Source organism: Paenibacillus mesotrionivorans, assembly GCF_046098205.1.
GTDB classification, from domain to species: Bacteria; Bacillota; Bacilli; order Paenibacillales; family NBRC-103111; genus Paenibacillus_AR; species Paenibacillus_AR mesotrionivorans.
Genome location: NZ_JBJURJ010000002.1, coordinates 73522 through 86758, shown reverse-complemented (window position 1 = coordinate 86758; position 13237 = coordinate 73522). Strand labels below are relative to the sequence as shown.

The 13237-nt window shown below is 51.0% G+C and carries 5 protein-coding genes; 3 read left to right on the top strand and 2 right to left on the bottom strand.

What is annotated here, in order from left to right:
- Positions 1-269: 269 nt before the first annotated feature.
- Positions 270-1556: a hypothetical protein gene (locus tag ACI1P1_RS02825; RefSeq protein WP_416214847.1), complete on the bottom strand. Its 1287-nt coding sequence runs from the start codon at positions 1554-1556 to the stop codon at positions 270-272.
- A gap of 72 nt (positions 1557-1628) precedes the next feature.
- A complete protein-coding gene (locus ACI1P1_RS02820) occupies positions 1629-2414 on the bottom strand; it encodes a formate/nitrite transporter family protein (RefSeq protein ID WP_416214846.1) in 786 nt (261 codons plus the stop codon).
- A gap of 233 nt (positions 2415-2647) precedes the next feature.
- On the opposite strand from ACI1P1_RS02820, the gene sigK reads away from it, so the two are divergent.
- From sigK to ACI1P1_RS02805, 3 genes are all read left to right on the top strand, one after another.
- Complete coding sequence (gene sigK, locus ACI1P1_RS02815) at positions 2648-3349, top strand: RNA polymerase sporulation sigma factor SigK (protein ID WP_416214845.1); 702 nt, start codon at positions 2648-2650, stop codon at positions 3347-3349.
- A gap of 206 nt (positions 3350-3555) precedes the next feature.
- On the top strand, positions 3556-4368 hold the full coding sequence (locus ACI1P1_RS02810; RefSeq protein WP_416214844.1) for a MerR family transcriptional regulator: 813 nt from the start codon (positions 3556-3558) through the stop codon (positions 4366-4368).
- Between the two features lie 85 nt (positions 4369-4453).
- Positions 4454-13081 carry a pectinesterase family protein gene (locus tag ACI1P1_RS02805; RefSeq protein WP_416214843.1) on the top strand — a complete coding sequence of 2876 codons (8628 nt, stop codon included), beginning with the start codon at positions 4454-4456 and terminating at the stop codon, positions 13079-13081.
- Positions 13082-13237 lie beyond the last annotated feature (156 nt).

Here is a 13237-nt window from a genome sequence, read left to right as displayed (position 1 = left end):
TGTCCAGATAAAGGGGATGGCTGACGGGAGAGTGATGCACCAATAAGGCTTGCTTGAAGGACAACTCTCGTTGGCAGTTAATATATTGTATTGAAAATGAAAGATTTGGAATGGTACATCTGCGTATTTATTTATGGGTAAATTTACAAATATTTCTTGTCCCTTTCGCATGGACAAAGGAAATCCTCAAAAATGAAACAGAGCAAGGAAACCACCTCCCAGTGGAGATGCTCCTTGCCCTGCCTATTTGGATATAGAGGAGATCTTTTTTAAACCACGAAGAAATATTCCGTCACAAAACAGATGGTAATCACTGTATTGAGCATAATCAGCAGGGTCACCGCGGCGTTCCGGACCAACGGATACCGGGCTGTGAGATCATGCAGGTAAAAGTACATGGGGATGGATACCATCATATACCGCACAATGCTGGTTAGGAGATCAGGCGAGCTGCTGAAGGGGATAGCAATCAGGAAGAAGCCGTACACGAAAAACAGCAGCTCCATTAAATTGCCGGACAGCTTGCGCCAATGTTTAACCGCGTAGAGGAAAAACACCAGCAGGGCGAAGGTGGCCATCACAAAGGAGATGACGCCGTTATCCCAGCCGCCTCCTCCCAGGATAAAGTAAGGTTTGCTGAAATAATGCACATAATTGCCGAAGGGAAATGCGGTTGCCCGGCCCCAATTATCCTGCTCGTGCATCGGAGCCAGGAAATCCCCGGTCAGGTTCTTCATATAAGCCAGATAACTGAGCATAGGTAATACCGCCATCACCGCATAACCCAGGAATCGGGCATCCGCCCAAACCAGCTTGCGCCGCCGGATCAATTCAACCAGAATGGCTCCTCCGGCAAAAACCAGATTGGCTATACCCGGAACCCGGGTCACCGTGGACAGACCTGCCGCCAGCATGGCCCAGAAAAACCGTTTCGTATGGGCAAAATACAGGGTTGCCGCACACAGCAGGAGAAACAGGCTTTCCGTATACATCAGCGAAAAATAAATGGAGGCCGGATACACCACCACAGTAAACAGAATAAAGCCGATGCCTTCCTTGGCAACCCCCCGGGCCAATGCGGTCAGGTGGATGAAGTACAAAGCGAAAACCAGAAGCACATTGGACAGCACCAGGCCGATGGTATGCAGGCTCCAGGGAAGAACATACGACAATCCTTTGACCATCATGGGGTACAGCGGGAAAAATACCCAGTTGGCCGGAGGATGAGGCTCGTCAATCTGATATGTATGGTACCCGTCCCGGGCAATGCTCATATAGGAAAACACGTCAAACTTGTACACATGGGCGGGTTTGAGGAGTTGGGTATCCGACAGCTTTTCCGGGAGGTCCATAACCTGCAGCACTTGTCCGTCCCCCAGATCGAAGGTTTTGTAGGTGGGCTGCATGGTATATACCGGAAACAGGTTTAATCCCAAATAACCGATTCCGTAAAGCAAAAGGCGGCTGACAATTACAATCAGAAGCGCATATCCCAGGATTGCCCCGTGGCGCTTCCATCCCAGTTTTTCCAACGGGGGTGCAGTGGTAACGGGCATGTGATCTCTCCTATTGTTCTCTTTATGTATGTAGACGCAGTTTAGCGCTTTTTTGTTGCCAGATTAACCAAATTAATGGGAATCGTCGAGAAAAGGTTTGTTGACGTAATAATACATGACCCCCATGAGAATGCCTCCGCCGATCAGATTGCCGATGGTTACGGGGATCAGATTGTGGAACACACCGTACCAGGAAATGGTTCCCGGATGATGCAGCACCAGAGCAATGGCGAAGGTACACATGTTGGCGATGCTGTGCTCATAGCCGGAGATGAAGAAGCAGAAGACGAAGAGCATCATGGCGAACATTTTGGCGCCGTCGCTTTTCATGGACATAGGCACGAAGAAGGCCAGACAGACCAGCCAGTTACAGAGAATCGCCCGGAAGAACAATTGGCTGATGGGCGCCTCCATCTTATGGGCCACTACATCCAGCAGGAACTGGTTCACACTGGAGGAATTGAACAGCCCGGTGAGATAGATCAGCAGGGCAAAGGCCGTTGCCCCCAGAATATTGCCCAAGTAGCTGACGCACCACATCCGCGCCACCTCCACCCACTCCATTTTCCGGCGCAGGGCGGCATAGCTGTAATAGAAGGTATCTCCCGTGAACAGGTCACCGCCGCCGTACGAGATCAGGATAATGGCTGCGCCGAAGGTGATGGCCGCCATGGGATAGGTCAAGGGAGAATGCTCGAGAAAGAAGTAATTGCCTGTTTTGAAGGCCACAATAACCCCGAAGCCGATGAACATACTGGCCAGCATGGCCCGCGCAATATAGCGCAGCACGCTTTGCCGGTAAATTTTTTGCTTTTTGAGGGCCAATGCCTCTACCTGTGCCAGCATTTCCATTTCCATAGCCGCGTAGCCCCCTTATTTGGTGTTTGCTCAAAAAAAGCAGGATATTCCAATGGATTATGGTTTATTATACCCAATTACCCGAAGCGAATCGAATGAACCAAGGTTTTGTTTTTTGGGCGCCGGACAGGCACAAGTAGGCGGATACCCACATAGACTGTTACTACTTTGCTTACGCTCATGCTACTCCTTCACCGGGGCATGGTGCATATTGCTGACAAGGGGTGACTGCCGTGCCGGGATTTTTCGCCATGATTGCTTTATTCATTAAAGAGCTGTCCTTACTGGTTTCGTATGTGAAGAACAATGCCTTCCCGCAGCCCTTATCCGAAAGCGAGGAAGCGAAGCATCTGAAGCAGATGGCCGGGGGAGATCTCAATTCCCGCAATATGCTGATTGAGCATAACCTGCGTCTGGTGGCCCATATCGTCAAGAAGTTTGACAATACCGGAGAGGACCTGGAGGATTTGATCTCCATCGGCACCATCGGACTCATTAAGGCCATTGAATCCTTCTCGCCGGATAAGGGGACGAAGCTGGCTACCTTCGCTGCGCGGTGTATTGAAAACGAAATCCTCATGCATCTGCGTTCCCTCAAAAAAACGAAGAAGGATGTTTCCCTCCATGACCCCATCGGGACGGACAAGGAGGGCAACGAAATTACGCTCATTGATATATTGGGCAGTGAATCCGACGATGTGGCGGAAATGGTGCAGATGAAAATCGAGAAGTCAAAGATTTATGCCCATCTGGATATTTTGGATGAACGGGAGCAGGAGGTCATACGGGGGCGGTTCGGCCTGGACACGGGGGGAGATGAGCGCACCCAACGGGAGATCGCCCGGGAGCTGGGCATCAGCCGCAGCTACGTGTCGCGGATCGAGAAGCGGGCGCTGATGAAGCTGTACCATGAGTTTTATAAGGTGAAGCGGTGAGGAGAACCGGCGGCTGTTACGTCGCGCAAACCAGATTTGGATTTAAGGACTGTCGAGGGCATTCTCGGCAGTCATTTTTCATTTTGATCCCAACAGGAAAGAGGTGGAGCTTACAGATATGCTATAATAGCGGCGAGCAAAGCGTCAGTTAAACCAGTGTAGGCGGCTCCCTGCTTCACAGATACTGTTTATGTATGGAGGCTTCTATGAAACTTAAAATCAGCGAGTTGGCCAACCTGTTGAATGTGTCTACCAATACCATCAGAAGATATGAAAAGATGGGCTATATTGCGTCCATACGTTCGGAAAACAGCAACTACCGGTACTTCAGCGAAGAGGATCTGTCCACGATTATGCATGTGCGTTTATTGCGCAAATACGGGTTTACCCATCCGGAAATCGGCCAAATGAAAACCAGTGACATCCCGGGTTTACTCCCTGTTTATGAGAAGCTGATGAAGCAATTCGATGAACAAATCAGCTATTTGACGAATCTGAGGCACCGGCTGAAGGATGATCTGGTTTTGATGAAAAAAGCCAACGGGTATGAACCATCCTGCTATATAAGGGACTGCGTTCCTTTTTCCTATGTGCTGTATCAGAGCGGGGATAAAGTTTTTACCGAACCCAAACGGGTGAAAACCATACAGGACTACATCCATTTGTCTCCTGAAGTGCAGCGGATTTATTTGATACGAAAGGAAGATGCCGAAAAAGGCCATATGCTCCTAAATGCAGGTTGGGCGATTAAAACCGCTCTGCTGGACCGGTACAGCATTTATGAAAATGAATTTACGGAAAGATATGAAAAGCGGAAATCGCTGATCAGTGTGGCCAAGGTTCCGGTAAACGGGGAGAAGAACCCGAACGAAACGTTATTAAAGGAACCGTTCCGGTATATGCAGGAGCATAACCTGAAATTGGACGGGGACATTATCGGCGTGGTGATAGCCAATGTGATGGAAGAAAACCAGGAAGTGCAATACATATTAATTGGTGTTCCCATAGAAGAAATGTAAACGTTTTATTGACTCTGACACTGTGTCAGCCTTCATAATAGCTCTTGTGTGCGAACACAAAACTAAATTGAAGGGGTACTGATACATGGGCATTTCAAGAAGACTAAGGAAAGGGATCGGCACATTACTGTCCGTTGCAATGCTATTCACTCTGGCATTCAGCAATATCGCATTGGCCAGTGATGCCGGCGGCGGCCGGAAAATTGATGTTTGGGATTTCGGAGGTATCCCCGAATCCGGAAGCTTGTACAACAATCAGATTACACCGGAACTTCTGGACAGCAAACCGGCGCTTAAATCCGGGGCATTCGCTACCACGGTCTTCGGAGACCTGACCCTGGCCAACCCCGATGCAAAAGACAGGTTATACTATTATAAGGCGGATGGGACTACTCTAGGTGTGAATTCCTATGGTACCTGGGGCAATCAAAAGATCAGTTATGCGGACGGATATAACTCCAACGGGGTGTATTACGCCAATGGTTCGGGAGGCAACGGCAGAAGATATCTGACACTGGATAATGTTGTGGCCGGGGACAAAATTACCGTTTATGGCGGGACAAGCAATGCCAATGAAACGGTTCACCTGGTGCATGCAGCTGTGAGCCTAAACGGCACGGCTGTAACCGTAACGCCCAGTTCTACGGAGCCGCAGGACAGTACGGCTGCGTTTACCACAACAGCACAGAAGGCTGAGCTGGTGGCACACTATTCAGGCTCCTATCAAATTTACTTCTCTGCAGGAGCAAGCGGAAAGCCTTGGGTGCACAGAGTCATGAGGACGCCGGGCGTCAAGGTAAGCGGCACTGTAAATGCAAACGGCAGCAATATTGCAGCAGGCCATATCATTAATTTCACGAATCAGACAACAGGGGAAACCACAGATGCGAGGGTGAAGGCTGACCTGACATTCGATGCGCTTCTTGCAACCGGTTATTCATATATTGCGACGATTCAAGATGTAACCGATTACAGATTCTCCGATGAAACGAAGCTGATCAGCACTTCACTATCCGATATGGAGTCGGGTAAACTCGTTAGCCTGGATGTGGTGGCCAACCAGCTTGTTACTGTAAGCGGCCAGCTGAAGGGTTTTAAAGCCAGTTATGACATAAGCAAAATGCAGCTTCAATGGATGCCTCCGGAAGAAAGTCTTGCCTCTCCGGTCACCGCTTCGGTAGATTTGGCGGCATTGACCTATACCGCTGATGTTCAGGATGGGGTGCCTTACACGGCCGTTCTGTCCGGCGTTAATGATTATGAGGTTGTGAGTGGCGGCAGCATCACGTTGAGTGCCGATACGGTTTCGGATATTACCGTTGCCCCAAAAGCGGTATATGCGGCAACAGGCACATTCCTGGGATTAACATCTGCAGCACAAGTGACAAGCATTGCTTTTACCAATGTGGATGACGGATATACGTATGCGGGGACCGTTGCCGGCGGAGGTTATCAGGTGACTCTCCGGGACGGATCATACAGCATCTCCGCCGCCAACACAGAAAATTACAGCACAAGCACGCACGTAGTGTTGAATGGGCAGAATACCGCTAAGGATATTTTATTTGTAAATAATACGGCTCCTGAGGCTCTTCCCTGGGTTCCCGATTTGTACGTAGGCGACAGCTCGAAGGAACATAATTTCGGCTCAGTGAAGGCTGCTCTTGCTGCCGCAGCCCGGATGAACCCGGCAGATGAAGCCCACCGGATTACCATACGCATTGCTCCCGGCGTATACCGGGCACAGCTTGTGGTGGATACACCATACATTACGCTGGTTAACTCTCATCCGAATCCGACCAGTGATCCGGCCACACAGGTGAAAATTACCTGGTATTACGGCATCGGGTATAAGTATTACAGCATCGGTGCAAACGGTTTCTATGATGAAGAGAAAGCGTTCGATAAATATACCAAGAATACCGCAAGCAAATGGGGCGGTACCGTCTATCTCACCAGCAAGGCTTCTTACTTTAAAGCCCAAAATATCATTTTTGAAAATTCCTTCAATAAGTATATGACCGATGAGGAATTGTTGGATGGGGTGGAGCTGGCTGCCGCAGAAAGCGGGAGTACCATCAATGTGGAACGGAAATCCTTCACCGACGTTACTTCCAAAGCAGCTACGGAAAGAGCTGCCGCGATGCTCATTGAAGGAAACTATGCGGAATTCTTAAACTGCAGTTTTCTGGGCAGCCAGGACACCCTTTATACCGGGGGAAGCGGCACCAACAGCAGCTACTTTAAGGATTCCTTCATCGAGGGCAATACGGACTATATCTTCGGCGACGGCAACGTCGTGTTTGATAACGCTACCCTGAATTTCGCCGGATACAGCAACCAGGCGGTAGGCGGATACATTACCGCGGCCAAGGATTTGGCAGGTTACGGCTACCTCTTTAGGAACGCCACGGTCACAGCCGACAGTAAAAATATGCAATCGGCCGGTTATTTGGGCAGACCCTGGGGAGCAAAAGCGAAGGTAACCTTCCTGAATACCAAGCTTGAAAGCAGCTCGATCATAACTCCCAGCGGCTGGTATGACATGTCCGGCAATAAGCCGGAAACGGCCAATTATGCCGAATACAACACTACGTATAACGGTGCGGCAGTGGATACATCCCAAAGAAGAGGGCCGGTTATCACGGATGCACAAGCCTCCGCCATCCAGGTTGGCGCTTATTTCGGAGGTTGGATGCCGTCCTTTTATACGGCCGACAGCAGTGCCGCCAAAGTCTTCAAGATGCAACCCTTCTTCACCACAGATGATGATATTAATATTCCTTACACAGGAAACACCATCAGCTTGGGCTATGAATATGAACAACCGAGCGACAGCCTGAACGACAGCGCATTAATCCAGTGGTACAGAGTAAGTCCGGACGGAACAGAAACGTTGATCCGTGCCACAACGGCGTATATTTCGAAAACCTACAAAATTACCGGTGCGGACGCAGGCCATTATATCAAGGCTGTGGTTACACCCGAAACCGTAAACGGCTTAAAGGGCATACCCGCATCCATACAGCTGGATAACCTGGTGCAGGTGGGCTCCTCCGGCGGCGGCAACGAAATTCCCGATGGACAGCGCGTCAATATTTATGTAGCAGGGGATTCAACGGTGAAAACCTATGGCCCAACCTCGGATACTGCCGGCTGGGGAGAATATCTGCAGAGCTTCTTCGACTCGGAAAAAATCAATATTGTCAATTATGCCAACGGAGGCAGAAGCTCCAGAAGCTTCATTAACGAAGGAAGCCTCGCCAAAATCGCCTCCACCATTAAAACCGGCGATTACCTGCTGATCCAGTTTGGACATAATGATTCTGCCAATCAACAAGGATATCTCGCGGAAAGATTCGTTTCCATGGGGCAGCCGGATGCCAACGGGATTTATCCCTCCACAGCCGGCGTGAAGGAAACCACCCCGGGTTCTCTTGCCGGACAGTACGGAGAGTCGTATTATCCGTATACAACCGGTACCTTCAAGTGGTATCTGCAGCAGTATATTGATGTGGCCAAACAAGCAGGGGCAACACCTATTTTGGCTACCCCGATATCCAGGCAATATTTTAACCCGGACGGCACCATAAGGACGCATCATGATGCAACGGATACCACAACGGGAACCGTGACCACATCCAACAATGCATATGTGAGAGCCGTTGAACAGCTGGGTGAGGAGCAGGGTGTTCAGGTAATCGATATGTTTACGCTGACCAAGGATTCCTATGAAAAGGCATACAAACAGGACCCTGCCGCAAGCGCTTCTGCTTCACCTTTTGCCAAGGCTATCATGGCTGCGGGAGATTCCACCCATAACAATAAAATCGGCGGCTTCTACAACGGGGGATTATTGGCCAAGGCCATTAAGGAACGCGGCTATAATATCTCCAACTACGTGATTCCTCCGGTAAGAGTGGGCGGCGTGGACAGTAAGAACAGCGTACAATTTGAAGTGGACGCCCAAAGTAAAATCAGGGTATATGCCCCGGATGCCGGCGGTGTTTATACAACACAGCTGAATCCGTATTGGACCGCTGAGACGCAGGGCCTTATAGATCGTCTCTTTACTGGCACAGAACAGCCGTCGATTACCTCCATCATACAGCCGGCCGATCTAACCGCCGTGCAAGGTGGCACGGTTGCACTGCCACCAACAGTAACAGCGATATACAGCAATGGGACCCAGGGCAATGTAAAGGTTGCTTGGGAGCCGGTGAATACAGCAGCTGCCGGAACGGTAGAGCTTCACGGGACTATTGCCGGGTATGCCGCAGGTGTGACGGTTAAGGTTACCATTCAAGCTAAACCCCCTGCGGGCACTTCCACCATATGGATTGTGGGGGATTCAACGGTAAGCGCGTTTGCCGATAACTACTATTATCCCAGATATGGATGGGGTACTCAGCTTGGACAGTATCTCGATGGCGCCTTCACGATCCAGAATCTCGCATTGTCGGGCAGAAGCTCCAAGAGCTTCATTGTGGAACCCCAGTACCAGCAGCTGCTCAGCGGAATGAAGAGCGGGGATTATTTGCTGGTGGGCTTCGGTCACAATGATGAAAAAGCAGAAGCGGAGCGTTATACCAACCCTAACGGTACTTATTTGGATTCGGGTTCGTTTGCCAACTCCTTGTATGAGCACTATATTAAGCCGGCCCAAGCTGCAGGGGTTCAGGTCATCCTTACCACCCCTATAGCCCGAAGAAGCGCAACAGGTGTATGGAGCAATGCGGATCTTCATATTACAGCAGCGTCCGGAGCTTTTGCCGGCGGGGATTATCCGCAGGCCATTCGAAACGTGGGAACGGAGCTTCATATCCCGGTGGTGGATATGACCGCCTCCACCAAAGCGCTGTACGACCAGTTAGGAACTGCGGAAACACTGTATCTGCATGCATGGACCTCCTCCAAGCCGGCTAGTGTAGATAATACCCATACCAATATTTGGGGCGGAAAGTACAATGCCTATCTGGTATCGAAAGGGATTAAGGAATTAAGCGTCAGTGGGCTTGCAGACCATGTGCTGGAGGCTAATGCACCGACGAAGGCCAGTACGTTAGCGCCTAATCCGAATTACACAGAACCGCCTTATTCCGGTGAGTTGCCGCAGAGCGCTTTATGGGCGGATCACGGGATTTGGAAGGGGACCGTATTCGGTGATGTTGGCGGCGCTCCGGGTACGGCTAATCAGACCCTCGAAACTGACCGTGATGGAAACATGCATATTGCAGTAGCGAATAATAAAGGTAAAATATCCGGTACGACGGACGGGGTGGCCATGTACTACTACAAGGTGCCCGCCAACAGCACCTTCACGTTGACGGCCAAAGCGAGAATCAATAGCTTCAGCCTGAATGACCAAGTCTCCTTCGGCTTAATGGCTAGGGATGAAATGTATATCGACTCGTATATCAACACGGGTATGGGCGATTATGTTGCTGCCGCGCCTTTGAAGCTTACTAAGGCTGCGGCCGGAGGCTACTGGAACAGCTTCGCCCGGAAGAGCGGAATCCTGACCCAGGGCAGCACAGCTGTGAATCCCATTGCCGCAGGAGATTCGGTTGACCTCCGCCTTGAAGGCAATGCGGACGGGTATGCTGCTAAGTTTGGCAACGAAGCGGCGGTAACCGGAGGCTTTGATTTTAAGCTTACGGCCATTGATCCGGACCATGTTTATGTGGGCATGTTTGTGGCGCGGAATGCGGACATTACCTTCACTGACATCAAGCTGCTGGTGGATGGGAAAGAGGTTACAACCGGCGGTGGGGAGAATCCGACACCCACACCGGAGACCACGGATCCGGCGGACCCCAATTCTACCCAGGATAGTAAAGTTCGCCAATATGCGCTTGAAGGTTATGCAGCTGCCCGGGGCGTGACGGGAGGCGGATTGCTTCTTGAGACCTCCAACCGCTATTGGAAGGTAGCCTCTGCCGAGGAATTCCTTAAGGCTGTTGCAGAAGCTAAGTCCAGTGGAAAACAGAGTGTCATTGAGCTTACGGCTGATATTGCTCTGGGCTCCAAGGAGATTGGAGCTGCCCTTACCCAATATGGGAGTATCATTAAACCGGCTTCCAACCAGCCGCTGCTTCATCCGACGTTAATTCAAACCGGTGTGTCCACTCTGCAGCTATCCGGTATGAGCAATCTGACCATTTTCTCAAAAAATGGCGCGAAGCTGACTCATGTCACCATCGATATCCGCAATTCGAGCAATATGATCCTGCGGAATCTGATGTTTGATGAGCTATGGGAGTGGGATGAAGCCACTCATGGCGATTATGACCGCAATGACTGGGATTATATCACCATTCAGGATGGAAGCACGGGGATATGGATTGACCACAGTACCTTCTATAAGGCATACGACGGTATCGTGGATGTGAAGAAGGCGGTTAGCACCGATACCTCAGACGTTACGATCTCGTGGAGTAAATTCTTGCCGGCAAGTGAAGGCTCCTTCTTCAATGACATGATGGAGCTCCTGGAGGCTAATCCGGGGCAGTATCCGTTCTATCAGGAGCTGCTGACCACACATGCCATGAGTAAGGAGCAGATCCGCCAATACTCCGCTGCGCAGAAGAAAACACATTTGATCGGGGCCTCCGATACGGAAGCCAACACATCGAATTTGCGAATTACCCTTGCCAATAACTACTACAAAAATTCGATGGACCGGATGCCGAGAGTCCGTCAGGGCTCCGCCCATGTGTACAACACCATCATGGATGCGACGGAGCTGTACGATCTTCGCAATTCGTTAACCGATGAATATGCATCTTCGAAGGTAGTAAGCAATGGTGCGATTTCGACCCAAGGGGCTTCCGTTCTGGTGGAGAACTCCAGTATCAGCGGAATCGTCAAAGCCCTGCTCAGCGGGAACGGCTCCAGTCCGGCGGGCTATATCGGTGCCTTGAATTCTGTTTACTACATGAACGGGATTGAGACCGAGCTAACTGTAACGGACAGCACCTATTCCGGACTTGTTATGGATGTGGATGGATTTAAGAACGCATTGCCTTACAGCTATCAGGTATATGATGCCAGATCATTGGACACCCAAGTATTGCCATATGCCGGCGCCGGAGCAGTTTCCATGTCATCGGTGCAATGGCAAAAAGCGGTGTATAACAATCTTTCCGGTGAGGATGTACAGGGGCCAGTTTGGCTGCCCGGCAGTCTGACGGCTTCCCAGGTGACACCAACCGGGTTGACCTTAACCTGGCCCGTGGCAACCGATAAGGACGGAGTGACCGGCTATAAGGTTTATACCGTAACAGGCAGCACGTATTCGGAGCATGTATCCCTGGGGAATGTCACGATGTACAAGGTGACCGGTTTGACCCAGGATACCGAATACACCTTCGCTGTCAAAGCTGTGGATGCAGCCGGCAACCTGAGCGCCGATGCTCTTTATGTCACAGTGAGAACCGGCCGTGAAATCCGGAACGATCCGGACCCGGTTGGTACACCGGTAGGCACACCGGCGGGTGATGGAACCCAGACCGGAGAGGGTTTGGACAGTGCGGTGAAGGAAGAGTCGAAGGACGGCGTGGTCACGGCTGTGATCGATGCAGCGAGAATCACCGGCCTGCTGGCCAAGATGGATACGGACGAGGATGTATTTACCGTGAACATCAAAACCAAGGGTGATGTGATTCAAACCAAACTCTCCACCGATGTATTGGCTGCCCTGTTAAGCAAGAACAGCGAAGCTATTCTTCAAATTAAATCGGGTATCGGATCATACAGTCTCCGTGTGAACCTGATCGACACAGCAGCCTTCGCCAAACAATGGGGTGTCTCCGGGAAGGATCTGCAGGTCAGCGTGCGGATAGGGAAGGTTCAAGGGGCGATGGCAGAAAGCGCGAATGATGCGGCTGTCAAGCTGGGTGCAACGGTTCTCTCTGCACCGGTAGAGTTCTCCGTCAGCATCGGAGCAAGCGACGGAAGGACGCAGGAAATCCATTCATTCGGTACGTATGTGGAACGTTCATTCACTCTCCCGCGTGCGGTTAATCCGCAGACGGCAACAGGCGTGATGTTCAATCTGCAAACACAGACCTTTATTCCGGTACCGACAGTATTCAACGGTATGGAGGCGAAGATTCTGCGTCCGGGCAACAGCATCTACACTGTTCTCGAGAACCCGAAGACGTTCGCCGATCTTGCCGGACACTGGGCTAAAGCCGAGATTGAAACCTTGGCCAGCAAGCTGATTGTCAATGGTATGTCGGCATCCCAGTATGCACCGGACCAATTCATCACCCGGGCGGAATTCGCGGCGCTGCTGGTTCGCGCGTTAGGCCTCGATGAAGTTGAAGCGTCCGGCTTCACCGATGTAGCCGGCACCGACTGGTTCTCCGGAGCCGTTGGGGCCGCTCAGAAGGCAAGGCTGATTGACGGCTTCGAAGACGGAAGCTTCAGGCCTAACGCCACGATCTCCCGTGAGCAGATGGCTGCGATGATTGTTCGTGCCATGAGTCTGGGCGGTAAAGAAATTCAAGCAGATGTACAGGTGCTGGAGAAATTTGCGGACCGTTCGAGCATTTCGGGCTGGTCCAAGGATGTCGCGGCTCAAGCCTTGACGGCTGGAATCATTCAGGGCATCACCGATTCAACCTTCGCACCGCAAGAGAACGCAACGCGCGCGCAAGCTGCCGTTATGCTGAAGCGCACCTTGCAAGCCTTGAATTTTATTAACTAACAAGCAAGCAAGATAACACAGGAACGTCCGCTCCCTTAGGGGGGCGGGCGTTTTTGTCATCAGGATAAAGATTATTCTCCTCACCCAATCTACAGACGGGCTGTTTGTTTACTCCGTATCCCGCCGTGATTTATTGGATGTATCCCGGGATGCAAT